Origin of the sequence: Parasulfuritortus cantonensis (assembly GCF_004337445.1) — a bacterium.
Lineage (GTDB): Bacteria > Pseudomonadota > Gammaproteobacteria > Burkholderiales > Thiobacillaceae > Parasulfuritortus > Parasulfuritortus cantonensis.
Map to the genome: position 1 here is coordinate 95,390 of NZ_SJZB01000049.1, position 25,258 is coordinate 120,647.

Genomic DNA, 25,258 nt, shown 5'->3' on the forward strand with positions numbered 1-25,258 from the left:
GCGGCCTACTGGGCGGCGACCCGGACGCCGTCGCGGATGCGGTCGTCCGGGCGCGCGATCACCTGCGCGCCGGCCGCCAGGCCATCCAGGACCTGGGCCGCCAGGCCGCTGCGCTGGCCGATGCGGAGCGGGCGCAGGCGGGCGCGGCCGTCCACCACCGCATACAGGGCCCAGTCGTTGCCCTGCCGGAACAGGGCGCTGGTCGGCACCTGGAGGACGTCGTCGCCGTGCCAGACCACGAAGCTGGCCTCGACCCGGTAGCCGTCCGCGAGGCGGTGCCAGACCTCGGCCGGGGTGCTGATGTCGGCGAGCACGCGCACCCGCTGCTCCTCGACGCCGAGGGCGGATATCTTGGTGAAGCCGGCCGGCTCGACCACGCGCACGACGGCGTCGAGCGGGCGCTCGCCGCCCCAGCGGTCGAGGCTGACCCGGGTGCCAGGGGCGATGCGCACGGCGGCGGTGGAGAGCACCTCGACCACCACCTCCAGGCTGTCCGGGTTGCCGATCTCGATCAGGCTCTGGCCGGCCGCGACCGGGCCGGCGCTCTCGTGCGGCACGGCGAGCACCCGGCCGGCCACCGGGGCGGTCACCGCGACGGTGTCGCCGCGGGCCGGCCGGCCGGCCTGGACCAGGGCGGCTTGGGCCACCGCGAGCTGGTAGTCGGCGGCACGCGCACTCTGTTCGGCGGCCCGGCGGTTGGCCTGGCCGGCCTGCTGGCGCGAGCGGGCCTGGTCGAGCGCCGCCTGGGCGACGAAGCGGTCGCGGAACAGGGCCTCGGCGCGCGCCAGTTCCTGGTCGGCCAGGCGCTCCTCGGCGAGCGTGGCGGCGACCGCGTCGTGGCTGGCCCGGGCGGCCGCGCGTGCGGCCTCGACCTGGGCCCGCGCCTGGGCCTCGCCGCGCGGGTCGAGACCCGCCGAGCGGGCCGGTTCGAGGACCGCCACCGTCTGCCCGGCGGCGACGGCGTCGCCGATCTTGAGGTCGATGCGACGGGCGTAGCCGGCCACCGGGGCGGACACCGCATAGCGTTCGCGCACCCGGGTCTTGCCCTCCTCGTCGACCGTCACCGAGAGCGGACCGCGCGTCACCGCGGCCATCTCCACGGGCACCGGGCCGGGCAGGAAACCCCAGACCAGGGCGGCCAGGACGAGCAGGGCGAGCAGGAAGAGCGGCAGGCGTTTGGACATGGTCAGGCAGCAATACTACCGCGGTATTCCGGTTGCCGCAGACAGGGCGGGCGGCGCGCCTTCATTCCCGGGTCTTGAGCACGCCGATCAGGTCCAGGCGGCCGAGCTGGCGCCAGGCCAGGAGGCCGGACAGGACGGCCGACACCGTCACCACGGTGGCGCTCAGGGCATAGTTGTTGGAATACAGGACCAGCGGCAGGCGGTATAGATCGGATTCGAACGACACCACCAGGATGCCGCACAGGCCGACGCCGACCAGGAAGCCGACCGGGATGGCGGCCAGGGTCAGCACGGCCAGCTCGCCGAGCAGGATGTAGGCGATCTCGGCGCGGGTGAAGCCGAGCACGCGCAGGCTGGCCAGTTCGCGGCTGCGCTCGGACAGCGAGATGCGCGCCGAGTTGTAGACCACGCCGAAGGCGATGATGCCGGCCAGCAGGGTGGTCACCATGTTGAAGAACAGGACGAATTCGCCCAGGGTCGCGTAGAAGCTCTTGATCGCGCTGGCGTGGGCGACCAGGCCGAGCACGCGCGGACGGTCGTGCAGGGCGCCGTAGAGCGGGCCGTCGTTGCCCGGCGCGTGCGACAGGTAGGCGCCGGACACCACGTCGCCCTCGCGCAGCAGGTCGTTGAGGACGTCCTGGCGCATGTAGGCGGATACGCCCAGGTACTGCTTGGTGAGACCCTGGACCGGGACCTGCAGCACCTGGCGGCGGCCCTCCAGGACCTCCACGGTGAGGACGTCGCCGGGCTGCACGTGCAGTATGTTGCGGGCCAGGTGGTCGGTCAGGATGACGCCATCGGGCGGCACCTGGACCGGCTGCAGGCGGGCGTCGAGGGAGCGGTGCAGGCGTCCCTCGGGCTGGATGCCGGACAGGCTGGTGCGGTAGTGGTACTGGCGGTAGCGCAGGTTGGCGGCGACCTCGCGCACGCCCTCGACCTGGCGCACCCCGGGCAGGCTGGCCAGTTCGTGCAGGGCCCGCCCGGAGGTCGGTTCGACGAAGCTCACGGCGAGGTCCTCGCGGGACGCCTGGCGGAACTGCACGTCGACCATGAAGTCGATGGCGCCGCGCTGGTAGTCGCCCACCATCATGAGGCCGCCGGCGCAGGCGATGCCGAGCAGGGTGAGCAGCGACTTCACCGGCCGGCGCCCGATGTGGCGCAGGATCATGCGCGACGGCTGGCCCAGGTGGCGCTGCAGGCCCAGGCGTTCCCAGAAGGTGGCGCGGTAGACGACCGGGGTGTCCGGCCGCATGCCCTCGGCGGGCGGCAAGCGGGTGGCCTTGAGGACCGCGAACAGGGTGCCGCCGATCCCGGCGGCGCTGCCCACGGCCAGGGCGATCAGGACGGCCACCGGGCGCAGGACGTAGTTCAGGTAGGGGAAGCGGTAGAAATCCATGTACACGCCGGCCAGGCCATGGCCGAACCAGGCCCCCAGGGCGACGCCGCCGGCGACGCCGATGAGGACGATGGCCATGACCAGCTTGATGAAGTGCCAGCCGACCGCCGCGTTGGTGTAGCCGAAGGCCTTGAGGATGGCGATCTGGTCGCGCTGGGTGGCGATCAGGCGGCTCACCACGACGTTGAGCAGGAAGGCGGCGACGCCCAGGAAGATGGCCGGGAAGACCGTCGCGGTGGTCTGCAGCTGCTTCAGTTCCTCGGCCAGGAAGCGGTTGGAGAACTGGTCCTTGCGGCCGTAGGCGCCGACGCCGCCGTAGGCCGCGAGGCGTTCGTCGAGGGCGTCGACGACGTCCTGGAGCGGGGCGCCCGGGGCCAGGGTGAGGGCGACCCGGTTGAAGGCGCCGTCCATGCCGTAGGCCACCGCGAGGGCGTGGCGGCCCATCCAGAGCACGCCGTAGCGCTGGAAGTCCGGGAACATGGAGCCGGGCGCGATCTGGTAGACGAACTCGGGCGACAGGGCGACGCCGACCAGGGTCAGCTGCTTGTGCTTGCCGTTGATGATGGCGCCGATGCGGTCGCCGGTGCGCAGGCCGTGGGCGTCGGCAAAGGTGTCGCTGACCAGGGCCTCGTCCTCGCTGTAGGGGGCCGGCCAGCGGCCGCGCTTGAGGTGCAGGCGGTTGAGGAGCGGGTCACCGTGGTCGGGGATGGAGAGTATCTGGCCGGTGATCGGGTCGGCGAAGCCGGCGACCTCGAGCTTCGCCTGTGCGACCACGCGGGTCTCCAGTTCGCGCACGCCGGGGATCTCGCGCAGCCGTTCGGCGACCGCCTCCGGGGCGCGCTTGAGGGGCGCGAACACCTCGGCGAAGCGGTAGTCGCGGTAGAAGCGGTCGCGCGTCTCGAGCAGGGAGTCGTAGGTCGACAGGGCCATCACCATGGTGGCGACGCCGCCCATGATCACCGCGGCGATGGCGAGGACCTGGCCGCGCATGAGCCAGAGGTCGCGCAGGAGTTTGCGGTTGAGGGCGGTCATGGCGGTGTCGGTGCGGCTTGCTGGCTTGGGCCGGGGGCGCCCGGCAGCGCCTCACTTTCTTTGCTCGTGCAAAGAAAGTAAGCAAAGAAAGCACGCCCCGCTTCGCCGCCCTTCGGGTTCCCAGATTCTCCACCGGCGGCCGGGCGGCTGCGCAACTCGGCCTTCGGCCTCAGACAGTGCTCGCCGACTTCCCCCGGCCGCCAGCGGAGAATCTGGCGGCTCAGAGGGGATGAAAATATGCCCCTACCGGCGCTGCCGCGCACCCCTCCCCCGCGGGCGGGGGAGGGGCTGGGGTGGGGGGACGTCCCCTCAGCCGGCGCCGGGTATTCCGGATCTGACCGGGGGAAGTCGGCGAAAGGTGTCTGAGCGTAGCGAGTTCTTTCGCCGCCCGGGCAGGTCTGGAATGCCCGGGGTTTCGACGGATGTGGGGCGTGCTTTCTTTGCTTACTTTCTTTGCACGAGCAAAGAAAGTGAGGCGTTCGCCGGGCGCCCCCGGCCCAAGCCGCCCCGCCGAAGCGGGAAGCGGAGGAAAAGGCGCGACCGCCGCCGGCCTTCACCACGACAGCTCCCGCGCCGGCCGCTTGGTCGCGTTGGCCCGCACCTCGACGATGTGCCCGTCCGACAGCCGGATCACCCGGTCGGCCATGTCCGCGATGCCGGCGTTGTGGGTGATCAGGACGGTCAGCGTGCCCAGTTCGCGGTTGGCCTTCTCCAGGGCCTCCAGGACGACGATGCCGGTGGCCGAGTCGAGCGCCCCGGTCGGCTCGTCGCAGAGCAGGACGGCCGGTTTCTTGGCGATGGCGCGGGCGATCGCCACGCGCTGCTGCTCGCCGCCCGAGAGCTGGGCCGGGAAGTGGTCCAGCCGTTCGCCCAGGCCGACCAGGGCGAGGGCCTCCTCGGGCCGCATCGGGGCCTGGGCGATCTCGGTCACCGCGGCGACGTTCTCGCGCGCGGTCAGGCTGGGGATCAGGTTGTAGAACTGGAACACGAAGCCGACGTGGTCGCGCCGGAACCGGGTCAACTGGGCGTCGGTGGCCGCGGTCAGGTTGTGGTCGAGGTACCAGACCTCGCCGCTGGTCGGGGTGTCCAGGCCGCCCAGGATGTTGAGCAGGGTGGACTTGCCGCTGCCGGACGGGCCGAGCAGGACCACCAACTCGCCGGCCCGGAACGCCAGGTCGATGCCGCGCAGGGCATGCACCGAAACCTCGCCCATGCGATACACCTTGGTCAGGCCGCTGGCCCGGAAGACGACGTCCCCGGCCACGCCCGGCGCGCCCGCCGTCACCCGTCCACCCGGGCCGGCGCCACGTTCCAGATGTCGCGGCAGTACTCGGCGATGGCGCGGTCGGACGAGAAACGACCCATGCGGGCGACGTTGAGTATGGCCATGCGGGTCCAGCGCGCCGGGTCGCGCCAGGCGTCGGCGACCCGGTCCTGGCAGTCGACGTAGGCGCGGTAGTCGGCCAGCAGCAGGTAGTCGTCGCGCCCGAGCAGGTGGTCGACCAGGGGCCGGAACAGGCCGGCGTCGCCGTGCGCGAAGTGGCCGCCGGCGATGAGGTCGACGGCCGCGCGCAGTTCCGGGTCGCGCTCGTACAGCGCGTAGGGCCGGTAGCCGGCGGCCCGGGTCCGGACCGCCTCGTCGGCGTCGAGGCCGAACAGGAAGAAGTTGTCCGGGCCGACCGCCTCGCGGATCTCGACGTTGGCGCCGTCCAGGGTGCCGATGGTCAGGGCGCCGTTGAGCGAGAACTTCATGTTGCCGGTGCCGGAGGCTTCCATGCCCGCCGTGGAAATCTGCTCGGACAGGTCGGCGGCCGGATAGACGGACTGGGCGACCTTCACGTTGTAGTCGGGCACGAACACGACCTTCAGGCGATCGCGCATGTCGGGGTCGCGGTTGACCACCTCGGCGACCGCGTTGATCAGCTTGATGATCAGCTTGGCCATGGCGTAGCCGGGCGCCGCCTTGCCGCCGAACAGCACGGTGCGCGCCGGGACGTCGGCATCCGGGGCATGCTTCAGGCGGTTGTACAGGGTCACCACGTGGAGCAGGTTGAGGTGCTGGCGCTTGTACTCGTGGATGCGCTTGGCCTGGATGTCGAACAGGCTGGCCGGGTCGATGGCGTTGCCCTGGCCGGCCCGGAGGCGTTCCGCGAGGGCGGCCTTGCGGATCAGCTTGGCCTGGCGCCAGCGGTCCTGGAAGGCCGGGTCGTCGGCCAGGCCCTCGAGGCCGCGCAGTCGTTCCAGGTCGCGCGTCCAGCCGTCGCCCAGGGCCTCGGTGAGCAGATCGGCCAGGCCGGGGTTGGCCAGCATCAGGAAGCGCCGGGGGGTGACGCCGTTGGTCTTGTTCTGAAACTTGTCCGGCCAGATGTCGTGGAAGTCCTTCAGCACCGTGGTGCCGAGCAGGCGGGTATGGAGGGCGGCGACGCCGTTGATGGCGTGGCCGCCGACGCTGGCCAGGTGGGCCATGCGCACGTACTTGGGCGGCGTCTCGTCGATGATCGACAGGCGGGCGATGCGGGCGGGGTCGTCCGGGTAGCGCAGGCGCATGTCGTCCAGGAAACGACGGTTGATCTCGTAGACGATCTCCAGGTGGCGCGGCAGGACGTCGGCGAAGAGCGGCAGCGGCCACTTCTCCAGGGCCTCGGGGAGCAGGGTGTGGTTGGTGTAGGCGAAGGTATGGCGGGTCGCCTGCCAGGCCTCGTCCCAGTCCAGGCCGTGCTCGTCGACGAGCAGGCGCATCAGCTCGGCGACGGCGATGGTCGGGTGGGTATCGTTCAACTGGGCGGCGAACTTGGCGTGGAACTCTGCCAGGGGCCGGCCGGTGGTGGCGAAGATGCGCAGCATGTCCTGCAGCGAGCAGGAGACGAAGAAGTACTGCTGGAGCAGGCGCAGGCGTTTGCCGCTGTCGGCCTCGTCGTTCGGGTAGAGGACCTTGGAGATGGTCTCGGAGCGCACCTTGCGCATCACCGCGCCGACGTAGTCGCCCTGGTTGAACACGGTGAAATCGAAGTCCTCGGCCGCCTCGGCGCGCCACAGGCGCAGCAGGTTGACGGTCTCGACGCCGTAGCCGGCGACCGGGGTGTCGTAGGCGACGCCGCGGAACAGGTCGGCGTGGCGCCAGTGTACGCGCAGGCGGCCGTGCTCGTCGGTCACGTGCTCGGTGCGGCCGCCGATGCGGACGTCGTAGCAGATGCCCGGCCGGCGGACCTCCCACGGGTTGCCGTAGTGCAGCCAGGTGTCCGAGGTCTCGACCTGCCAGCCGTCCTGGATCTTCTGGTCGAAGATGCCGTACTCGTAGCGGATGCCGTAGCCGATGGCCGGAATCTCCAGGGTGGCCAGGGAATCCATGAAGCAGGCGGCCAGGCGGCCGAGGCCACCGTTGCCGAGGCCGGGCTCCTCCTCGTGGTCGAGGATGGCGTCCAGGTCCAGGCCGAGTCCGCGCAGGGCTTCGCGGGTGGCGTCCACGATGCCCAGGCTGAGCAGGTTGTTGGCCAGGTGCGGGCCGGGCAGGTACTCGGCGGACAGGTAGCAGACGGTGCGCGGGTCGCGTTCCTTGTAGGCCTGGATCGTTCTTACCCAGCGGTGCAGCAGGCGGTCGCGCACGGTGTAGGAGAGCGCCTGGTAACGGTCGTCGTCGGTGGCGATCTCGGGGAAACGTCCCTGGATGTAGAACAGGTTGTCCAGGAAGGCCTGCCGGAGGGTTTCGGCGGACAACCCGGTGCGGGTGTGTTCCGGCCCGGGAGGAACGGTACCGCTGCTTTGCTTGCGTGCAGGCATGGCCACAATCCTGTCGTGTCTCGATGTAGGCTAGTCCTCATTGTGGCCGGCAGCCGGCGGGAATGCCAATCCGGACCCTGCCCGCGGCAGGGGAATCTATTTCTGATAAAAATGCTCGGGTATAATCGGCGCCATGACTACCTCCGCTGCCCCCACCTTCCCCAAGCTGCTGCAAATGCCCGCCATCGAGCGCCCCGTCAACGTGCCGGTGGCCGACCTCGCGGACGTCAAGTCCGCCGCCGATCTGCCCTCGAGGCTGCTTCTGGGCGACCTGGTCGCCGCCTCGTTCAAGCCGGTGAAGAAAGGCTGGACGGCCGACTGGCGCGATGCCGACGGCCACCTCGCGCGCTTCCGCTATGCCGGCGGACTGTCCTCCCTGGAACTGTCGTTCGCCGGCGACGAGACCGTCACCCTGGTCTCGGCGAGCCGCTTCGGCGACCTCGGCGCCAGCGTCCAGGGCATCCATCCGGGTGCCTGGCTGGCCCGGCTGGGCGAACGCCTGGAGGCCATGTACAACCTGCGCGTCTTCCCGCACCGCGAGGACGACGCCGTCGGCGGCGACTTCCCGGACGGCCATCTGGTCAGCCTGGTGCTGCCGGTCCCGGCCGACCGCCTGATGGCCCTGTTCGACCTCCACAAGGCGCTGCGCGAGGACGCCGCCATCCGCACCCCGGTCGACGCCTACCTGCGTTACGCCTTCAGCACCGTGAACTATGTCGAGGGCCGCTGCCACCCGATGCTGGCGCACCCGGCCGGCCTCGTGCTGCACCATGTCAACGCCCTGGGTACGCCGGCGGCCGAGATGCCGGTGCGCGAGCTCGACCCGCAGGGCGTGGCCGCCTGGACCCTGCAGCGCGGCCACTACCTGTACGTGGCCCACTGCCGCCTGCGTGAGGCGGCCCGGCTGGTCGAGCGCCTGGCCGCGGCCGGCTTCATCGGCGCCGCCGATACCGGCAAGGAGGGCTGGCCGTATGCGCCCGAGTTCGGCGCCGCCCTGCTGCCGTTCGGCTACGAATACGCCGCCGCCAACGCCTGGTGGTTCGACAAGGCGGGCAGCCGGCGCATCTTCTATGCGCGCTTCGCCGACGCCGACGACCGCCAGGCCCTGGGCGGGCACAGCGGCGACATCTGGCTCAAGGCGCTGATCCGCGATGCCGCCAAGGCGGCCGACCAGTGCCGCGTGGAGACCGCGCGCGCCTTCGCCGAGGGCATGGCCGAAGCGGCCGGCAAGCCGGCCGGCCAGGCGCACTGACTTCCTAGTACCCCCAGTAGCTGGACCAGGGTATCTCGGGCCAGTTTGGCTCGGCCTCGGTGAGGCCGGTGACGGCGTAGTTGACCTGGGTGGTGTTGCGCTCGACCGGGTCCCGGAGCAGGCGTCCGCGCATGTCCATGAACGCGGTGACCCGGCCGGCGCCCTCGCCGCTGCCCTCCTTGCGCGTCACCACGGCGGTCTCCCGGTTGGCCAGGCGGACCAGGCTGCCGGCCGGGAACAGGCCCAGGCGGCGCAGCAGCATGACCGAGTAATGGCCGTCCAGGCGGCCGCGTTCGCTGCCGAACAATTGCTTGAAGGCGTAACGCGGCGATTTCGGCGCCCGGTTGTAGCGGCCGCTGATCTTGGCGGCGTAGAAATCGGCGATGTGCAGCAGGCGTGCCGGCACGCCGATGCCGTCCTCGCGCAGGCCGTGCGGGTAACCGCTGCCGTCCAGGTGTTCGTGGTGCTGGCGTACGGTCGCCAGCCAGGCCGGGTCGTGCACGCCGCCGGCCTCGAGCAGCCTGGCGCTGTCCTCCGGATGGCGGCGCAGCTCGGTGCGGATGTCCGGGCTGAAGCGCAGGCGGCCGTCGTTCAACTCGTTGTGCAGGCGCATGGCCGACAGGTTCATGGTCATGGCCGCCGCCACGGTGACCAGGAGTTCCTCCTCGGCGCGGCCGATCTGCTCGCCGAGGTCGAAGGCGATCAGGGCGCTGAGCAGGCAGTGGCGCGCCGCCGTGTCGCGCATGGGCAGGCGGCGCAGCAGGCCCAGGCAGGCATCGTGGTCGAGGTGGGCGAGGGCGATCAACTCGCTGGCAAGGTCGCGGATGGCCAGTTCCAGCGTCGCCGTGCCGGCGGTCCCGAGCATCTGCGGGTATTCCTGCATGACGTAGCGCAGGCGCTCGACCAAGTCGGCGCCGGCCGTGCCGGGATCCGATTTCCGGTACAGCGGCCGGGCCGCCAGGCGCGCCAGCTGGGCGCCGTCGACGACCACCATGCCGGCCCGGGCGACCAGCACGCCGGTCACCGTATACAGGTCCCAGGCCAGCGGCTGGCCGATCATCGAGTCATCCGGAACGACAGGGCGTATGGGCACGAAAGTCAGGCGTGGTGCGGGAATGCACGATATTATTCCACACGAAACACAAGCGACATGAGGAAAGCATGACCGTCCATGCCCTGAACGACCAGGAGGTCGCCCTGCTGCGCAACGAGCTGGAAATTCTCATGCAGGAGCGCCAGAAACTGCTGCGCCTGGCCGGTGCCGCCGCCGTCCTGGCGGCGAACCTCGACCCGGGCGCGTTGCCGCGCAATCGGGAAACCATCGACGCCGCGGAAATGATGGGCGAGTGCCTGAACGCCCTCAGCGAGGAAACCCTCAAGGACGCCCTGCGCCTGGTCGACGCGCAGATCGAATGAGCGTGCCCGTGCCGGGCGTCAGCAGATGCGCGGCAGGGGGTCGTCTTCCAGTTCTTCCAGGACCCGGCGTCCGCCGAGTTCGGTTTCCAGGATCAGGCGCGCCGCGCCGGCGTCGATGCGGCCGATGACGGCGGCTTCGGCACCGGCCGGCAGGGCACGCCAGCGCGCCAGCACCTCGGCCGCGGCAGCGGGCGTCGCGACGGCCACGACGCGGCCCTCGCAGGCCAGGAAATAGGGGTCGTAGCCGAGCATCTCGCACACCGCCACGACCTCGCCGCGCACCGGCACGGCGCCCTGGTCGAGCACCACCGCGCAACCGGTCGCATGGGCGATCTCGTGGCACACCGTCGCCAGGCCGCCGCGCGTCGGGTCGCGCATGAACTTCAGGCCGGGCAGGTCCCAGGCGGCGCGGGCGAGCGGCAGCACGGAGGCGGAATCGGAAAGCAGGCCGCCGGACAGGCCGAACTGCTCGCGCGCCAGCATCACCGAGACGCCGTGGTCGCCGACCGGCCCGGACACCAGGACCACGTCGCCCGGGGCGATGCGCTTCATGCTCAGATCGGTGGTCGCCTCGCGCACGCCGATGCCGGCCACCGACAGGTAGAGCCCGCCGCCTTCGCCGTGGCGCACCACCTTGGTGTCGCCCGCCGCGACGGCGACGCCGTTCTCGCGCGCCGCGGCCGCGAAGCTGGCGATCAGGCGGTCGAGCAGGGCCACCTCGAGGCCTTCCTCGATGATTGCCGAGAGGGTGAAGTAGCGCGCCTGGGCGCCGGCCACGGCGAGGTCGTTGACCACCCCGTGCACGGCCAGGGAACCGAGGTTGCCGCCCGGGAACTCGATCGGCTGCACGGTGAAGCCGTCGGTGGTGACCAGGATGTCGCCGGCCAGGTCGGGCAGGTGCACGGCGTCGGCGTCGGTGTCGAGTGCGGGGTTGCCGAGGTGACGGGCGAACAGTTCGCCGATCAGCTCGCGCATGAAGCGGCCGCCGTTGCCGTGGGCCAGTAGGATGCGTTCTTCGTTCATGTGGTTGGTCTGCAAAGGGCAATGTGTTCGATAACCTGGCCGAAGCTTACACCGGCGTCGTTGACCGGGATACGCTCGGCCAGCCGGACCCGGAAGCCGGTCCCGGCGAGGCCGGCCACGGCCAGCTCGGTGAGCAGGCGGTTCTGGAATACCCCGCCGGTGAGGCCGACGTCGCCGGCGCCGGTCTCCTCGCGCAGGCGGATCGCCTGGGCCACCAGGGCGTCGGCCATGGCCCGGTGGAAGGCCAGGGCACGCGTGGCCGGGGCGAGGGCGACGTCGGCCAGCATGGCCAGCAGCGGGGACCAGTCGGTGCGCCAGACCCCGGCCGCGTCGCGGGCCAGGGGCAGGCCGGGCGTGGCCGGCAGCGCGGCCCCGGCGGCGGCCGCGAGGGCCTCCAGCTTCATCGGGCCCTCGCCCTCGAAGCTGGCCTGGCTGCATACCCCGATGAGCGCGGCGGCGGCGTCGAACAGGCGTCCGGCGGCACTGCTGGCCGGGCTGTTGAGTCCGCGCAGCCAGGCCTGGTGGAGCAGCTCGGGGGCGAATTCGGCCGCCTGGCCGGCCTCCCAGAGCAAGGCGGCGGCGGACCGCCAGGGCTCGCGCCCCGCCTTGTCGCCGCCGGGCAGGCGGAACGGGCGCAGGCCGGCGCGTCGCTGCCAGCGGCCGGGCGCGCCGACGAAGGCCTCGCCGCCCCATAGGTTGGCGTCCTCGCCGAGGCCGACGCCGTCCCAGGCGAAGACGATCCATTCGGCCACCTCCGGGTGTTCCCAGGCCAGCGCCGAGGCATGGGCGCGGTGGTGCCAGATCTCGCTGGTGGGCAAGCCGGAGCCGCGTACCCAGTGCCGGTAGCCGTAGCCGGGATGGCGGTCGAGCAGGATCCGCTCGGCCTGCACCCGGTACAGCCGCTGCAGGTCCTCGGCCACCTTGGCCAGGGTTTCCAGGCTGCGCGGCGCGGTCAGCTCGCCGATGTGCGGCGACAGCACGGCGCGCCGGCCCCAGGCCAGGCAGATGGCGTTCTTCATGTGGCTGCCCAGGGCCAGGACCGGCTGCGCCAGCGGTTCGGCCAGTTCCAGTTCCAGGGGCGCGACGCCGCGGCCCAGGCGGAGCGGGCGCGGCCGCCCGGCGATGGGCCGGAACACCGGGTCGTCGGCCGGCCGGACGATGGGACGGTCGTGGTGCAGGAAGGCGTCGGCGATAGGGGCCAGGCGGGCCTGCGCCTCGGCGTTGTCGGTCAGTACGGGTTCGCCGCTGATGTTGCCGGAGGTCGCCACCAGGGCGCCGCCGAAGCGTTCCAGGAGCAGGTGGTGCAGGGGCGAGTAGGGCAGCAGGCAGCCGACCTCGGCGAGGCCGGGGGCGACGTGGCGGGACAGCCGGGCCGCGTCGGCGAGTTCGAGCAGGACGATGGGCCGGGCCGGCGAGGCGAGCAGGGCCGCCGCCTCCGGGTCGAGGCGCACGCTGGCGCGCAGCAGGGCCTGGTCGGCCGGAAACATGACGGCGAGCGGCTTGGCCGGGCGCGGCTTGCGCCGGCGCAGTTCGGCGACTGCGGCGTCGCTGGCGGCGTCGCACATCAGGTGATAGCCGCCGACGCCCTTGACCGCGACGATGCGGCCGGCGCGCAGGGCCGCGACGGTCGCCGCGAGGGCGTCGTCGTCGCCCTCGATGCGGCGCTCGGCATCGACGTAGCTGAGGTGCGGACCGCACACCGGGCACGCCACCGGTTCGGCGTGGAAGCGCCGGCTGGCCGGGTCCTCGTATTCCGCGCGGCAGTCCGGGCAGAGCGGGAAGCCGGCCATGCTGGTGTTCGGGCGGTCGTAGGGCAGGGCGGTGATCAGCGTGTAGCGCGGGCCGCACTGGGTGCAGTTGATGAACGGGTAGCCATGGCGGCGGTCGGCCGGGTCGCGCAGTTCGCGCAGGCAGTCGTCGCAGGTGAAGTAGTCGGGTGGAACGTGGATGTCCGGCTCGCTGTCGGCCGCACTGGCCAGGATGGCGAAGGCGGCGTGTCCGGCAAAATCGGCCGCCCGGTCGGCGACCGGCTGCGGCCGGGCGATGGCCGGCGCGCGTTCGACCAGGGCGCGCGTGAACTCGGCCAGCGTCGCCGCGTCGGCCTCGGCATGGATCTCGACCGCGCCGACCACGTTGCGCACCCAGCCGCGCACGCCCAGTTCGCGCGCCAGCCGGTACACGAAGGGCCGGTAGCCGACGCCCTGGACGTGGCCGGAAAGGCGGATGCGCCGGGCCTGGCCGTCAGGCATCGGGCGGGCTGGGCCGGAGCGGTGCGGCCGGGCGGGGCGGTTCGGTGGGCATCGTGGTCATGGTCGTCGCGGCCCGGCAGACTAACACGCCCGGGGGGCGCGCCGGAACCGTGCCGACCCGGCCCGCGGCGCCGGCCAGGGCCGCAGGCGGGGTTTCGGCGGGAAAACACAATCTGTTACCATTTCTTTCATATAAATTAAATTATCCGGCCAAAACGGTCCGAATATAGTATCCATATACTAATATCCGGCATTCCGGCTGCCCGCCTCCGGCGGGCGCCCGAGGATGCCAGCCGGCTTCGGGTGGGTAGCCCGGCCGGGTTCTGTTCGGGGGTGAAGCATTGGTGCGGTATCCGCCGTCGGGTGGCTGCCGGCATTCGCCCATCAAATTTGATAAGGCATTGATTCATATGGTCGAACTATCGGCACGCGGACCGGAGCCGGTCATCGTGGCTGCGCGCGCGGACATGCTGGCGAGTCTTGCCCTGCATAACCTGTTCGTGGCTTGCGGTTTCGCCGCCAACGTCGCGCGTGCGGAAAACGAGTACGCCGGCAAGCCGCTCGGGGTGTTCTGGGAGGAGGTCCTGCACAATGCGCTCGGCGTTGCCGCGCTGACGGTGACCTTTCTGGACAGCCTCGCCAACGAATTGGCCTACGAGGGTTCGGTACTGGCACCGCGTCGTGGCGGTCCCGTGCCGGTTCCGGATTCCGGCGCCATGGTCGAAGGCGTGCTGCAAAAGTATTCGACCGCCCTGACCATCCATGCCGGCAAGCGTCTGGACTACGAGGCGCCGGCGGTCCGCAACGCGGACGCCCTGATCCGTCTGCGCAACGAGGTGATGCGGCCGCGCAGCGACTGGACGGTCGGCGACAAGATCAGTCACGACGCCCTTGCCGAAGCCCTGCGCGACCGCTTCGCGCCCTCAACCCTGGTCTCGGATACCAGCCTGCTGCCGCGCGCCTGGGCGTCCTACAGTTTCGCCAAATGGGCGATCCGCACCTCGGTGGAGTTCGTCGACTACATCTACGGGGAACTGGGCGAGACGTCCCCGTTGGAGAGTGTCCGGCCGCGTCTGGCCGGCCTCTGCCGGGCCGCGCTCTAGGACGGCGCCTGCCGGCGGGCGGCCGGCCGCATGGTCAATCCATGTGATCCTGGCTGGGACCCTTGTCGAGCATCACGAAGTACATGCCGATGCCGGCCAGGACCATCCAGAGCGCCATGGCGCCGGTGCCGAGCAACTCGGACAGTTGGCCCATGAAGAACAGCGAGACCAGCGACAGTGCGAGCAGGCCGTTGCCGATCCAGAAATTGGTACGTTGCTTGTGGGGGTCTTGCATGATGCTCTCCAGGTTCGCTCAATCCGCGGCCGCTTCGCGCACGCCGCCCGACCACCAGATCCGGCAGGCGCCTTCGTCCGAGACCATGCAGGGGCCCACCGGGGTGCGTGGCGTGCAGGCCTTGCCGTACAGGCGGCATTGGTTCGGGTACAGCTTGCCGAGGACGACCTTGGCGCAGTCGCAGCCGGGCGGCATCTCGCCGATGCGCCGGCGCGTCGGGTCGGCATGGTCGGGATATTTCAGGCGCGCGTTCCAGGCCGCGTATTCCGGCTTCAGGGCATAGCCGGACTTGGGGATGATGCCGATGCCGCGCCAGTTGGCGTCGACCACGTCCAGGGTCTGGGCGAGCAGGCGCTGGGCGGTCGGGTTGCCGGCCGCGTGGGCGACTTCGAGGTAGCAGTTGTCCAGGAAACGCTTGCCGTCGGCGACCTGGCGCAACACGGAATAGAACGAGGCGAGCAGCGACTCCGGCAGGAAGCCGGCCACCGCGGTGGGCAGGCCGTGCTTGTCGACCACGAAGCGCCATTCGTCGGGGCCCATCACCGTGGCGACGTGGCCGGGCGCGACCAGGGCGTCGAAACCGGGCGTGCCGGAGTCGAGCAGCATGGCCACGGCCGGCCAGGTCAGGCGGCCGGAGAGCAGGATGGACAGATTTTCCGGCAGCCCCTCGGCGAGCGCCGCGGCGACCGGGGCGATGGTGGTCTCGAAGCCGGCGGCAAAGAAGACGACCGGCTTGCCGGGGTTGTCGAGGGCGATCTTCCTGGCCTCCGTCGGGCTGGCGATCGGGCGCACGTCGGCCCCGGCGGCCTGGGCCTCGACCAGGGAGCGCACCTCGCCCTTGGGTACGTTGACCGGTACCCGCAGCATGTCGCCGAAGGCGACCAGGATGACCTTGTCCTGCAGGGCGAGCTGGATGGCCTGGTAGATGTCCTCTTCCGGACAGACGCAGACCGGGCAGCCGGGGCCCGGCACCAGCTCGACGTTGTCGGGCAGGACGCCGCGCAGTCCGGCCTGGGTGATGGAGCGCTCGTGGCCGCCGCAGACGTTCATGATCTTGACCTTGCGGGCGAGCGGCAGGGCCCGGATCTTCTCCAGCCAGGCCTGGGCGCCGGCCATGCCGGCCGCGTCGCTCACGCCTCGGCTCCGTGCATCAGGGCGCCTTCCGGCTGGATGGCCGGGCGCTGGGTCCGGCCGGCGGCGACCCGGGCGCGCTGCGCGGCGAGCTGGCTGCGCAGCCAGGCCAGCCAGGCGTCCAGGCCCTCGCCCTTGCGGGCGGACAGGCGCAGGATCGGGGCCGGGTTGGCGAGCTCGCGCACGTGGCGCTCGGCCTTGTCCGGCGAGAAGTCGTCGAGCACCGCCAGGAGGTCGGTCTTGCTGATCACGACGGCGTCGGCACCGCGGAACATGACCGGGTACTTGGCCGGCTTGTCGTCGCCTTCGGTGACCGAGAGGAGGGCGATGTTGGCGTGCTGGCCGAGGTCGAAGCTGGCCGGGCAGACCAGGTTGCCGACGTTCTCGACGAACAGGATGTCGATGCCGTCGAGGTCCATGTGGTGCAGGGCGTCGTGGACCATGTGGGCGTCCAGGTGGCAGGCGGTGCCGGTGACGATCTGGTGGGCCGGCACGCCCTGGGCGCGGATGCGCTCGGCGTCGTTCTCGGTCTCCAGGTCGCCCTCGATCACGGCCACCTTGAGTTCGCCCTTGAGCGCCTTGATGGTGGCCTCGAGCAGGGCCGTCTTGCCGGAGCCGGGCGAGGACATCAGGTTGACCGCCAGGATGCCGCGCTTGTCGAAATGGGCGCGATTGTGTTCGGCCTGGTCGTCGTTCTTCTTGAGCAGGCCCTGGAGGACGGAAATGGTGGTGGCACCCGGTTCGACCGGCTTGTAGGCGAACTTGGCATTGCCGGGGGTGACGTTGCAGCCGCAGGTATCACACATGCTTCAATCTCCTGCCGATTCAGGAATATCGAGTTCGACCGTTTCCAGGATCAGTTCGTCGCCGGAAACGACTTCGGTCCGCCAGTCGCCGCAGGCGCCGCAGACCAGTTTGTTGGGTTGCGCCTCGGTCTTGGCGCCACAGGTCCGGCAGCGGACCACGATGGGCGCCGCCACCCAGTCGAGCCGAGCCGATTCGGCCGGGGTGCCGGCAGCGGCGAGCGGAAAGGCCGTGGCGAGCAGGTCGCCGACCACGCCGGCGAGCGGCCCGATGCGCACCCGGATCAGGTGGACGGATTTCGCGCCGTGCTGCCCGGCCAGGTCGCCGACCTGGTCGACCAGGGCCTGGGCGACGGACAACTCATGCATGTTCGGTCGGTTGATCGGACTCGCAGAGTATCTCGTCGAACAGTTCCCAGGCCGAGCGGGCTTCCGCCTCGGTCATGGTCTGGATGGCGTAGCCGACGTGGACCATGACGTAGTCGCCGACGGCTGGCATCTCGTCCTGCAGCATGAACAGGGAGACGTCACGATACACGCCCTTGGCCTGGCAGCGGGCGACGTAGCCTTCGATGGCTTCGATTTGCATGGGGATGGCTAGACACATGGCGGCAGTATAGGCGAGGACGTGGAGGTATTTCCATTAATTAGCTTATCAGCGGATGCTTATCTATTAACAAAACTTTTAGGATAATTAAATCTGTTTATTGAAGTTTCCAATTCGTCAGGCGATGTCCGCTTGGCTAGCTTGAAACCATGCGAATACTAATTCTTGGTTTGGGCAACACGCTGTTGTCCGACGAAGGTGTCGGAATACACGTGATCAAGGCCCTGGCCGAGCGTATTTCCCCCGGCGACGAGGAGATCGAGTTGGTCGACGGTGGTACCTTGAGCTTCACGCTCGCCGGTCCGATCGGCGAGTCGGAGGCTCTGGTGGTCGTTGACGCCGCCCAGATCAGGGATGTACCCGGCAGCCTGAGGGTATACGAGGGGGAAGCGATGGACCGCTTCCTGCTCGGCAATCGCAAGTCCAGCGTGCACGAAGTCGGCCTGACGGACCTCATGAGCATCGCCCGTCTGACCGACAGCTGGCCCGCGCGCCGGGCTTTGGTGGCCATCCAGCCGGCCGTGGTCGACTGGGGCGAAGTGCCCACCGAAGCCGTGGCGGAGGCCGTGCCACTGGCCTGCGAACGCATCTGTTCCCTGATCGAGGCCTGGCGTCATGACCCTGCCTGACATCCCCGTCGCCGCCGCCACCGGCACCTTGACCGGCAACGCCCGGGCCGTGCTCGGCGAGGTGGCCACCCTGCTCGACGGCCTGCTGCGCACCGGCGAGGGAGGCCTCATCGATATCCGCGGCCTGCCCATGAGCCCGGCCGACCGCCAGTGGCTGCTGGAACAGCTGGGCAAGGGCGAGGTCGAGATACTGATGGATATCGGCGGCCGTTCGCGCATCGTCGAGACCGGCCTGCCCGCGGTCTGGTGGATCGAACACCGCAACGAACACGGCGTCCTGGCGAGCGAATTCGTCCAGGTCGCCTACGTACCCGAACTGATTTCGGCCCATCCGGACGACGTCGAGAGTGGTCTCGAGGCGCTAAGAAGCCGGATTTCCGAATTGTCCTGAGACACCTTTTCCTTAGGAGGAAACCAAACATCATGCGCGCCAATCGGATACTCGATACCCTGGCCGGCCAAGGCATCACGCGCCGCGCCTTCCTCAAATACTGCGCCACCCTGGCGTCCCTGATGGCCCTGCCGCCGTCCGCCGGCAAGGCCTTCGCGGACGCCCTGGCCAAGGCGCCCAGGCCCTCGGTGATCTGGCTGCCGTTCCAGGAATGCACCGGCTGCACCGAGGCCATCACCCGATCGCATTCGCCGAGCATCGAAGGGATGCTGTTCGACATGATCTCCCTGGACTATCAGGAGACCTTGATGGCGGCGGCCGGCCACCAGGCCGAGGCGGCCCTGCACGAGGCGATCCAGCGCAACATGGGCAAGTACCTGCTGATCGTCGACGGTTCCGTGCCGCTCGGCCTCGACGGTGCCTATTCCTGCATCGCCGGCCGCAGCAACCTGGAAACCTTGAAGGAGGTGGCGGCCGGGGCCGCGGCGATCGTCGCCATGGGCTCCTGCGCGGCCTACGGCGGCCTGCCCAAGGCCAACCCGAACCCGACCGGGGCGGTGGCGGTGTCCGACGTCATCAAGGACAAGCCGATCATCAACATCCCGGGCTGCCCGCCCATCCCGGTGGTCATGACCGGTGTCCTGGCCCATTTCCTCACCTTCGGCGGCCTGCCCGAGCTGGACCGGCTGGGCCGGCCCAAGGCGTTCTACGGCGAGACCATCCACGACCGCTGCTACCGGCGGCCATTCTACGACCAGGGCAAGTTCGCCAAGACCTTCGACGACGAGGGCGCCCGCAAGGGCTGGTGCCTGTTCGAACTGGGCTGCAAGGGTCCGGTGACCTACAACGCCTGCGCCAGCGTGAAGTGGAACGACGGCACCTCCTGGCCGGTGGAGTCCGGGCACGGCTGCCTGGGCTGCTCGGAACCCGACTTCTGGGATGCCGGCGGCTTCTACAAGGCCCTGTCGATGCCGGCGCGCCCGCTCAAGCTCGAGCCGGCCGCGATTGCCGCCGGCGTCGTCGCCGGTGCCGCGATCGCCGCCTCCAGCCGGTCTCGCAAGAGCGCCGCCAAGGCGGCCCACGAGACCACCACCCTGGCCGACCTGGAGAAATGACCATGAACGAACTGCAATTCCTGACCTGGGTACGCGGTCCCGGCCTGGACGCCGCCGTGGCCATCTTCCTGCTCGGCACGGTCTGGCGCCTGATCGAGATCTACGGCCTCGGCCGCAAGAAGGACCTGGCGGCGCCGCGCCTGACCCCGGGCGCCTCCGGCTGGCACACCATCGTGCGCCGGTCCGTCCCGCCCGAGGGGATGTTCAAGCAGTCGCCGGTGACCTACGTCGGCGGCTACGTCTTCCACATCGGCCTGGCCGCGATCGTGTTTCTGTTCGCCCCCCACATCAAGCTGGTCGAGGGCCTGGTCGGCCTGTCCTGGCCCGGCCTGCCGTCCCAGATCGTCGACCTGGTTTCGGTGGTCACCCTGGCCGCCATGGTGGTGGTCCTGGTCGACCGCATCAAGCGGCCCGTGAAGCGCTTCCTGTCCGGCTTCGAGGACTGGTTCACCTGGGCGGTGACCTTCCTGCCGGTCCTGACCGGCTGGCTCGCCGTGCAGCACCTGCTGCTGCCCTACACGACCATGCTGGCGCTGCACATATTGAGCGTCGAGGTGCTCCTGGTGACGCTGCCCTTCACCAAGCTGTTCCATGCCTTCACCGTGTTCGGTTCGCGCTGGTACAACGGCACGGTCAACGGCCACAAGGGGGTGCCGGTATGAGCCGCAGGCACGATCCCCGCGCCGCGGGGATGCGGCCGGCCGCCGCCGGCAATCGCCGACCTGGAGTCGGCCCAGTCCCGATCATGGTTAAGGAGGAAGTGGTATGAGCGCCACACTCGAGAAAGGCGTGCGCGTCCTGAAAGAGGTCATCGACGCGCCCATCGCCAGTTACTTCAATAGTTGCGTGCACTGCGGCCTGTGTGCCGAGGCCTGCCTGTTCTACACCGAGACGGGCGATCCCAAGTACACGCCCATCCACAAGCTGGAGCCCCTGCGCCGGGTCTACGAGCAGGAATACACCTGGCTCGGCCGCCTGGCCAAGGCGGTCGGCCTGGCCAAGCCGGTCACCGACGCCGAACTGCACGAGTGGCAGGAACTGGTCTACAACTCCTGCACCTTGTGCGGCCGCTGCTCGGTGGTCTGCCCGGTCGGCAACGACATCGTCTACATGGTGCGCAAGCTGCGCGAGGGCATGTCGGCCTCCGGCAACGCCCCGGACGGCATCAAGGGCGCCGCCAACCGCACGGTCACCATCGGCAGCCCGATGGGCGTCAAGCTGCCCGCCGTGAAGGCCCAGATGAAGCACGTCGAGGAGGACTACGGCATCCCCATCCCGCTCGACGCGGAGGGCGCCGAGTACATGGTCATGCTGTCCTCGATGGAGATCATCAACTTCCCGGAATACCTGGGCGCCATCGCCAAGATCATGCGCCAGGCCGGCAAGACCTGGACCCTCTGCTCGACGGCCTTCGAGGCCACCAACGCCGGCATGCAGATCGGCAACTCGGACCTCGCGCGGGTGATCGTCTCGCGCATCGTCGACGGCGCCGAACGGCTCAAGGTCAAGTGCGTCATCAGCCCGGAATGCGGCCACGCCTATACCGCTCTGCGCTGGGAGGGCGCCAACCTGATCGGCCGGCCCTTCACCTTCCAGGTCAAGCACATCATCGAGGTGCTGGGCGAGTTCCAGGAACAGGGCCTGCTCAAGACCGAGGGCATGGAAACCGACCGCCTGACCTTCCACGACCCGTGCCAACTGGCCCGGCGCGGCGGCGTCATCCAGCAGCAGCGCAGGCTGATGAAGCAGATCGCCGCCGATTTCGTCGAGATGCCGGACGCCGGTTTCATGAACTGGTGCTGCGGCGGCGGTGGCGGCGCCTCGGCCATCGAGGAGGGCGAGGAATTGCGCCTGGAAGCCTTCAAGAAGAAGAAGTCCCAGCTCGAGGCGGTCAAGCCCGACCGCCTGGTGACCGCCTGCGCCAACTGCCGGATCGTCCTGGAGGAAGGCCTCGAGCATTACCAGATGGATATCCCGGTGATCGGCCTGACCGAGACCATTGCCGAGCACATCCCGGATTCCGTTGACAAGGAAGGAGCTTGATACCATGACCATCGGCAACGACAAGGAATTCAAGGCGGCCCTGGCCGCGCTCGATCCGTCCCGCCAGCGTCAGGTGGCGGCCCGCTTCGTGGAAAGCGTACTCGGCCTGTGCGGCGACGTCCGCGTGGCCGGTGCGGTACAGGCCGCCAAGCGGCCGGACATCACCGACGTCGAACTGGCCGCCCTCTACCAGGCGGCCAAATCGGCCAGCGTGGAGACCTACACCCAGTGCGGCCGCGAGACCGACTGGGCGGCCCAGGCCGGCCACTTCGTCTGCAAGGCGGCGGTGAACTGCGTCAAGCCGGCCGTGGCGCACGACATCCTGGCCTGGGATGCCGCCATGGAGGCGCGCATGGCGCGCACCTGCGCCAGCATCGCCAGCGGCGGCGGCACCGAGACGCGCGAGGCCGAGACCCAATACGGCCTCCTCGAATCCTTCCTGAGCGCGTGAGGAGACGACCATGAGCACAGCACAACGTATCGTCGTCGACCCCATCACCCGCATCGAGGGGCACCTGCGCATCGAAGCGGCCACCGACGAGCAGGGCCGCATCACCGAGGCCTATTCCGCCGGCACCATGGTGCGCGGCATCGAGATCATCCTGAGGGGGCGCGACCCGCGCGACGCCTGGGCCTACGCCCAGCGTATCTGCGGCGTCTGCACCCTGGTGCACGGTCTCGCCTCGGTGCGCTCGGTCGAGGATGCCCTGCACCGGGCCCTGCCCAACTACAGCATCCCGCGCAACGCCGAGATCATCCGCAACCTGATGGTCGCGGCCCAGTACGTGCACGACCACGTCATGCACTTCTACCACCTGCACGCGCTCGACTGGGTCGACGTGGTCTCGGCCCTGAAGGCCGATCCCAAGGCCACCTCCCAGCTGGCCCAGAGCATCAGCCGGTGGCCGAAGTCGTCGCCGGGCTATTTCGAGGACGTCCAGAAGCGCATCAAGACCTTCGTCGAGGAGGGCCAGCTGGGCATCTTCGCCAACGGCTACTGGGGCCATCCGGCCTACAAGCTGCCGCCCGAGGCCAACCTGATGGCGGTCGCCCACTACCTGGAGGCTCTGGCCTGGCAACGCGACGTGGTCAAGCTGCACGCCATCTTCGGCGGCAAGAACCCGCACCCGAACTTCGTCGTCGGCGGCGTGCCCTCGGCCATCTCGGTGCAGGCCGGCGCCGGCCACGGCAAGGGCCCGGCGTCGCGCGGCGGCCAGGACGCCACGGCGGTCAACATGGTCGGCCTGGAGACGGTGCAGAACGTCATCCGGCAGATGCGCGATTTCGTCGACCAGGTCTACCTGCCCGACACCCTGGCGATCGCCTCCTTCTACAAGGACTGGGGCGCGCGCGGCGAGGGACTGGGCAATTTCCTGTGTTTCGGCGACCTGCCCGGCAAGGGCTTCTGGGACACCGATTCCTACCTGCTGCCGCGCGGCGTCATCCTCAACCGCGACCTCACCACGGTGCATCCGATCGACCTCGACCGCGACGACGAGATCCAGGAATTCGTCGCCCACTCCTGGTACAAGTACGGTGCCGGCGACGGCCAGGGGCTGCACCCCTGGGCGGGCGAGACCGAGTTCAACTTCACCGGCCCGAAGCCGCCCTACGAGCAGTTGGAGGTCGAGCAGAAGTATTCCTGGCTGAAGTCGCCGCGCTGGCAGGGCAAGGCCATGGAGGTGGGGCCGCTCGCCCGCGTCCTGCTCATGGTCGCCAAGGGCGACGCCAAGGCCAAGGAACTGGTCGACTACGCCCTCAAGACCCTCGACGTGCCGATCGACGCGCTGTACTCGACGCTGGGCCGGACGGCCGCGCGCACGCTCGAGTCGAAGATCGTCGCCGACGCCATGCAGGACATGTACGACGAGCTCCTGGCCAACATCCGGGCCGGTGACCTGCGCACCTTCAACGAGCAGTATTGGGAGCCGTCCAGCTGGCCCGCCAAGATGCACGGCGTCGGCCTCATGGAGGCCCCGCGCGGCGGCCTGTCGCACTGGATGGTCATCGAGAACGGCCGCATCGCCAACTACCAGGCCGTCGTGCCCTCGACCTGGAACGCCGGCCCGCGCGACCCCAAGGGCCAGCCCGGCGCCTACGAGGCGGCCCTGCAGGACCGCCACGTCCTGGCCGACCCGAAGCAGCCGATCGAGGTCCTGCGCACCATCCACAGCTTCGACCCCTGCATCGCCTGTGCCGTCCACGTCACCGACCCGGACGGCGAGGAACTGATCCGGGTCAAGGTGCGCTGAGCGGCGGCGCGCCGGCCGCCCGGCCGGCGCGGCCCCCGGTCATGCCGTGCCGGGGCGTCCGCCCCGGCCGTCAGTCGCCCAGGCGCGCCAGGGCGGCGCGCTCGATCTCGGCGCGCACCTCGGGGTGGCGGCGCAGCAGCCTTTCCAGGTCGCGGGCGTAGAGGACCAGCAGGTGGCAGTAGCCGCGTGCCCGGACCTCCGCGGTACGCGGCGTGTTGTAGATCAACGCGATCTCGCCGAAGAAGGAACCCGCCTCGACGACCACCGCGGGCTTGGCCGGCGTGCCGCCCACGCCGACGCTGCCGGCGGCGATGAAGTACATCGCGTCGCCGCGTTCGCCCTTGCGGATGATGGTCTCGTCGGGCAGGGCCAGGCGCGGCCGGAGCAGGCGGGCGATGAAGTTGACCCGGTCGGCGTCGATGCCGGCGAACAGGGGCACCTTGCGGATCATCCCGGTCACCTCCATGCCCATGTCCAGCACCGGCGTGCTGGCGATGGTCTCCCGGCGCCGGTGCATGTCCTCGGCCAGGGAGCGGTAGACCTCGGGGCTGATCAGGCCGTCGTCGCGCTTCTTGCAGTATTCGCCTTCCTCCAGGCGCAGGGCGGCGCGCTCGACGTAGCTGGCGCGCAGCAGCAGGGCATAGCCGGGATACTGCATCTCGAACGCCCGGATGGCGCTGGCGATGCCTTCCAGACGGGTCTGCAGGCCGGTCAGGATGGCCTGCTCGACTTCCGTGCCGAGCATCGGGCCGATGGCCTGGCGGGTGAAGTCGCGCAGTTGCTGCAGTGCCGCCCGGGTCACCAGTATCGTTTCGAAGCCGTAGCCGAGCAGGCGCGACAGCGGCAGCCCGAAGCCGAGGCGGTTGTGCAGATAGAGGGCGGCGCGGAAGTCCAGGCCGACCTCGAGGCTGGTGTCGGCCACCCGCAGGTAGCCGGCCATGCCGCCGGTCTTGGCGGCGTCCTTGAGGCGCCCGGCCTGGGCGATGCAGCGGCCGACCACCCGGATGGACACCGTGCGGTCGCCGTAGCCACGCAGGTAGAGCGCCTCCTCCTGGGCGGCCACGGTGATCAGGCCGATCTTCAGGGCGTCGTCCGGCGCCAGCGCGGCCGGGCTCGGTTCCGGTTCGCCGCTGCGCGCCCAGGCCGGCTTCGCGGCGCCGCCTTCCTCGACCCCGAAGGCGTGGGCGATCGGGTCCAGGCTGCGCTGCACCGAGGCACCGGCGACGGCGATGGTGCGCTCGCGCAGCACCCGTTCGAGCGGCGTCAGGCGGTTCAGGCCGAGGAGGTGGATCAGGGGCCGCAGGGTGGGTGCGTTGACGAACAGGGTGAAGAGTACGAAGGCGGTCGCCAGCGTGGCGACCAGATGGGCATCCGGCGCGGGAATGCGCGGGTTCTCCAGCACGGCCAGGGCCATTGCCAGGGTGACGGCGCCGCGCAGGCCGCCCCACAGGATCACCGCGGTATGGGCGGGGCTGACGTGTTCGGCCAGGCGGGCGGCGCTGAGGAGCGGCAGGAGGATGTACAGGATGGCGGCACGGGCGACCAGGGCGGCGCCGACGACGACCAGGAGCATGGCGACGTCGGCCATGCTCAGGTCGGCCAGCAGTTGCGGGATCAGGG

23 protein-coding genes are annotated in these 25,258 nt (G+C 69.9%); 10 read left to right on the plus strand and 13 right to left on the minus strand.

What is annotated here, in order from left to right:
* Positions 1 to 5: 5 nt before the first annotated feature.
* From EZJ19_RS14325 to EZJ19_RS14340, 4 genes are all read right to left on the minus strand, one after another.
* Positions 6 to 1,184 carry an efflux RND transporter periplasmic adaptor subunit gene (locus EZJ19_RS14325; RefSeq protein WP_165873590.1) on the minus strand — a complete coding sequence of 393 codons (1,179 nt, stop codon included), beginning with the start codon at positions 1,182 to 1,184 and terminating at the stop codon, positions 6 to 8.
* Positions 1,185 to 1,245: 61 nt separating this feature from the next.
* A complete protein-coding gene (locus tag EZJ19_RS14330) occupies positions 1,246 to 3,612 on the minus strand; it encodes an ABC transporter permease (protein ID WP_131448762.1) in 2,367 nt (788 codons plus the stop codon).
* Positions 3,613 to 4,165: 553 nt separating this feature from the next.
* The gene (locus tag EZJ19_RS14335; protein WP_240754785.1) at positions 4,166 to 4,876 is read right to left on the minus strand and encodes an ABC transporter ATP-binding protein; all 711 of its coding nucleotides are present in this window, start codon (positions 4,874 to 4,876) and stop codon (positions 4,166 to 4,168) included.
* A 17-nt stretch (positions 4,877 to 4,893) separates the two neighbouring features.
* Positions 4,894 to 7,389, minus strand: coding sequence for a glycogen/starch/alpha-glucan phosphorylase (locus EZJ19_RS14340; RefSeq protein ID WP_131448764.1), 2,496 nt, complete (start codon positions 7,387 to 7,389; stop codon positions 4,894 to 4,896).
* A gap of 133 nt (positions 7,390 to 7,522) precedes the next feature.
* Between EZJ19_RS14340 and EZJ19_RS14345 the strand changes: the two genes are divergently transcribed.
* Positions 7,523 to 8,641, plus strand: a complete 1,119-nt coding sequence (locus tag EZJ19_RS14345; RefSeq protein WP_131448766.1) for a hypothetical protein — start codon at positions 7,523 to 7,525, stop codon at positions 8,639 to 8,641.
* A gap of 4 nt (positions 8,642 to 8,645) precedes the next feature.
* Here the strand turns inward: EZJ19_RS14345 and EZJ19_RS14350 are convergent, their stop codons facing one another.
* The gene (locus EZJ19_RS14350; RefSeq protein ID WP_131448768.1) at positions 8,646 to 9,701 is read right to left on the minus strand and encodes an HD-GYP domain-containing protein; all 1,056 of its coding nucleotides are present in this window, start codon (positions 9,699 to 9,701) and stop codon (positions 8,646 to 8,648) included.
* A 101-nt stretch (positions 9,702 to 9,802) separates the two neighbouring features.
* On the opposite strand from EZJ19_RS14350, the gene EZJ19_RS14355 reads away from it, so the two are divergent.
* The gene (locus tag EZJ19_RS14355) at positions 9,803 to 10,057 is read left to right on the plus strand and encodes a hypothetical protein (RefSeq protein ID WP_131448770.1); all 255 of its coding nucleotides are present in this window, start codon (positions 9,803 to 9,805) and stop codon (positions 10,055 to 10,057) included.
* 18 nt (positions 10,058 to 10,075) lie between these two features.
* Here EZJ19_RS14355 and hypE read toward each other — a convergent pair whose 3' ends face one another.
* On the minus strand, positions 10,076 to 11,080 hold the full coding sequence (hypE, locus tag EZJ19_RS14360; protein ID WP_131448771.1) for a hydrogenase expression/formation protein HypE: 1,005 nt from the start codon (positions 11,078 to 11,080) through the stop codon (positions 10,076 to 10,078).
* Positions 11,077 to 13,329: a carbamoyltransferase HypF gene (gene hypF / locus EZJ19_RS14365; protein WP_131448773.1), complete on the minus strand. Its 2,253-nt coding sequence runs from the start codon at positions 13,327 to 13,329 to the stop codon at positions 11,077 to 11,079. The genes hypE and hypF overlap by 4 nt, the downstream gene beginning before the upstream one ends.
* Before the next feature lie 449 nt (positions 13,330 to 13,778).
* On the opposite strand from hypF, the gene EZJ19_RS14370 reads away from it, so the two are divergent.
* Positions 13,779 to 14,432: a hypothetical protein gene (locus EZJ19_RS14370; protein WP_131448775.1), complete on the plus strand. Its 654-nt coding sequence runs from the start codon at positions 13,779 to 13,781 to the stop codon at positions 14,430 to 14,432.
* 34 nt (positions 14,433 to 14,466) lie between these two features.
* Here EZJ19_RS14370 and EZJ19_RS14375 read toward each other — a convergent pair whose 3' ends face one another.
* Genes EZJ19_RS14375 through EZJ19_RS14395 form a run of 5 tightly spaced genes read right to left on the minus strand, consistent with a single transcriptional unit; the run spans position 14,467 to position 17,190 of the window.
* A complete protein-coding gene (locus EZJ19_RS14375) occupies positions 14,467 to 14,667 on the minus strand; it encodes a hypothetical protein (RefSeq protein WP_131448777.1) in 201 nt (66 codons plus the stop codon).
* Positions 14,668 to 14,685: 18 nt separating this feature from the next.
* Positions 14,686 to 15,801, minus strand: coding sequence for a hydrogenase formation protein HypD (gene hypD / locus EZJ19_RS14380; protein ID WP_240754786.1), 1,116 nt, complete (start codon positions 15,799 to 15,801; stop codon positions 14,686 to 14,688).
* Entirely contained in the window at positions 15,798 to 16,604 is an 807-nt protein-coding gene (gene hypB / locus EZJ19_RS14385; protein ID WP_131448779.1) for a hydrogenase nickel incorporation protein HypB, read from the minus strand. The genes hypD and hypB overlap by 4 nt, the downstream gene beginning before the upstream one ends.
* A 3-nt stretch (positions 16,605 to 16,607) precedes the next feature.
* Positions 16,608 to 16,970, minus strand: a complete 363-nt coding sequence (locus EZJ19_RS14390; RefSeq protein ID WP_131448780.1) for a hydrogenase maturation nickel metallochaperone HypA/HybF — start codon at positions 16,968 to 16,970, stop codon at positions 16,608 to 16,610.
* Positions 16,963 to 17,190 carry a HypC/HybG/HupF family hydrogenase formation chaperone gene (locus EZJ19_RS14395; RefSeq protein ID WP_240754787.1) on the minus strand — a complete coding sequence of 76 codons (228 nt, stop codon included), beginning with the start codon at positions 17,188 to 17,190 and terminating at the stop codon, positions 16,963 to 16,965. Before EZJ19_RS14395 ends, EZJ19_RS14390 begins: the two co-directional genes overlap by 8 nt.
* A 167-nt stretch (positions 17,191 to 17,357) precedes the next feature.
* Between EZJ19_RS14395 and EZJ19_RS14400 the strand changes: the two genes are divergently transcribed.
* The 7 genes from EZJ19_RS14400 (at position 17,358) to EZJ19_RS14430 (ending at position 23,638) form a co-directional block, all read left to right on the plus strand.
* Positions 17,358 to 17,837 carry a HyaD/HybD family hydrogenase maturation endopeptidase gene (locus tag EZJ19_RS14400; RefSeq protein ID WP_131448784.1) on the plus strand — a complete coding sequence of 160 codons (480 nt, stop codon included), beginning with the start codon at positions 17,358 to 17,360 and terminating at the stop codon, positions 17,835 to 17,837.
* Complete coding sequence (locus tag EZJ19_RS14405; RefSeq protein ID WP_131448786.1) at positions 17,824 to 18,228, plus strand: hydrogenase expression/formation C-terminal domain-containing protein; 405 nt, start codon at positions 17,824 to 17,826, stop codon at positions 18,226 to 18,228. The genes EZJ19_RS14400 and EZJ19_RS14405 overlap by 14 nt, the downstream gene beginning before the upstream one ends.
* Positions 18,229 to 18,260: 32 nt before the next feature.
* Positions 18,261 to 19,343: a hydrogenase small subunit gene (locus EZJ19_RS14410; protein WP_131448788.1), complete on the plus strand. Its 1,083-nt coding sequence runs from the start codon at positions 18,261 to 18,263 to the stop codon at positions 19,341 to 19,343.
* Between the two features lie 2 nt (positions 19,344 to 19,345).
* Positions 19,346 to 20,005, plus strand: a complete 660-nt coding sequence (locus tag EZJ19_RS14415; RefSeq protein ID WP_131448790.1) for a hypothetical protein — start codon at positions 19,346 to 19,348, stop codon at positions 20,003 to 20,005.
* A gap of 103 nt (positions 20,006 to 20,108) precedes the next feature.
* A complete protein-coding gene (locus tag EZJ19_RS14420; RefSeq protein WP_131448792.1) occupies positions 20,109 to 21,386 on the plus strand; it encodes a (Fe-S)-binding protein in 1,278 nt (425 codons plus the stop codon).
* A 4-nt stretch (positions 21,387 to 21,390) separates the two neighbouring features.
* Positions 21,391 to 21,837, plus strand: a complete 447-nt coding sequence (locus tag EZJ19_RS14425) for a hypothetical protein (RefSeq protein ID WP_131448794.1) — start codon at positions 21,391 to 21,393, stop codon at positions 21,835 to 21,837.
* Between the two features lie 10 nt (positions 21,838 to 21,847).
* Complete coding sequence (locus tag EZJ19_RS14430) at positions 21,848 to 23,638, plus strand: nickel-dependent hydrogenase large subunit (protein WP_131448796.1); 1,791 nt, start codon at positions 21,848 to 21,850, stop codon at positions 23,636 to 23,638.
* Between the two features lie 70 nt (positions 23,639 to 23,708).
* Here EZJ19_RS14430 and EZJ19_RS14435 read toward each other — a convergent pair.
* The coding region (locus EZJ19_RS14435) for a cyclic nucleotide-binding domain-containing protein (RefSeq protein WP_131448798.1) at positions 23,709 to 25,258 on the minus strand (1,550 nt) is incomplete at its 5' end.

What these genes read in the sequence shown, in the direction of transcription:
- EZJ19_RS14415 (WP_131448790.1), top strand. Translation starts at nt 19,346, where the DNA reads ATGAACGAACTGCAATTCCTGACCTGGGTACGCGGTCCCGGCCTGGAC.
- EZJ19_RS14355 (WP_131448770.1), top strand. Translation starts at nt 9,803, where the DNA reads ATGACCGTCCATGCCCTGAACGACCAGGAGGTCGCCCTGCTGCGCAAC.
- hypB (WP_131448779.1), bottom strand. Translation starts at nt 16,604, where the DNA reads ATGTGTGATACCTGCGGCTGCAACGTCACCCCCGGCAATGCCAAGTTC.
- EZJ19_RS14340 (WP_131448764.1), bottom strand. Translation starts at nt 7,389, where the DNA reads ATGCCTGCACGCAAGCAAAGCAGCGGTACCGTTCCTCCCGGGCCGGAA.
- EZJ19_RS14425 (WP_131448794.1), top strand. Translation starts at nt 21,391, where the DNA reads ATGACCATCGGCAACGACAAGGAATTCAAGGCGGCCCTGGCCGCGCTC.
- EZJ19_RS14430 (WP_131448796.1), top strand. Translation starts at nt 21,848, where the DNA reads ATGAGCACAGCACAACGTATCGTCGTCGACCCCATCACCCGCATCGAG.
- EZJ19_RS14395 (WP_240754787.1), bottom strand. Translation starts at nt 17,190, where the DNA reads ATGCAAATCGAAGCCATCGAAGGCTACGTCGCCCGCTGCCAGGCCAAG.
- EZJ19_RS14405 (WP_131448786.1), top strand. Translation starts at nt 17,824, where the DNA reads ATGACCCTGCCTGACATCCCCGTCGCCGCCGCCACCGGCACCTTGACC.
- EZJ19_RS14390 (WP_131448780.1), bottom strand. Translation starts at nt 16,970, where the DNA reads ATGCATGAGTTGTCCGTCGCCCAGGCCCTGGTCGACCAGGTCGGCGAC.
- EZJ19_RS14325 (WP_165873590.1), bottom strand. Translation starts at nt 1,184, where the DNA reads ATGTCCAAACGCCTGCCGCTCTTCCTGCTCGCCCTGCTCGTCCTGGCC.
- EZJ19_RS14410 (WP_131448788.1), top strand. Translation starts at nt 18,261, where the DNA reads ATGCGCGCCAATCGGATACTCGATACCCTGGCCGGCCAAGGCATCACG.
- EZJ19_RS14350 (WP_131448768.1), bottom strand. Translation starts at nt 9,701, where the DNA reads ATGATCGGCCAGCCGCTGGCCTGGGACCTGTATACGGTGACCGGCGTG.
- hypF (WP_131448773.1), bottom strand. Translation starts at nt 13,329, where the DNA reads ATGCCTGACGGCCAGGCCCGGCGCATCCGCCTTTCCGGCCACGTCCAG.
- EZJ19_RS14400 (WP_131448784.1), top strand. Translation starts at nt 17,358, where the DNA reads ATGCGAATACTAATTCTTGGTTTGGGCAACACGCTGTTGTCCGACGAA.
- hypE (WP_131448771.1), bottom strand. Translation starts at nt 11,080, where the DNA reads ATGAACGAAGAACGCATCCTACTGGCCCACGGCAACGGCGGCCGCTTC.
- EZJ19_RS14345 (WP_131448766.1), top strand. Translation starts at nt 7,523, where the DNA reads ATGACTACCTCCGCTGCCCCCACCTTCCCCAAGCTGCTGCAAATGCCC.
- EZJ19_RS14420 (WP_131448792.1), top strand. Translation starts at nt 20,109, where the DNA reads ATGAGCGCCACACTCGAGAAAGGCGTGCGCGTCCTGAAAGAGGTCATC.
- EZJ19_RS14375 (WP_131448777.1), bottom strand. Translation starts at nt 14,667, where the DNA reads ATGCAAGACCCCCACAAGCAACGTACCAATTTCTGGATCGGCAACGGC.
- EZJ19_RS14330 (WP_131448762.1), bottom strand. Translation starts at nt 3,612, where the DNA reads ATGACCGCCCTCAACCGCAAACTCCTGCGCGACCTCTGGCTCATGCGC.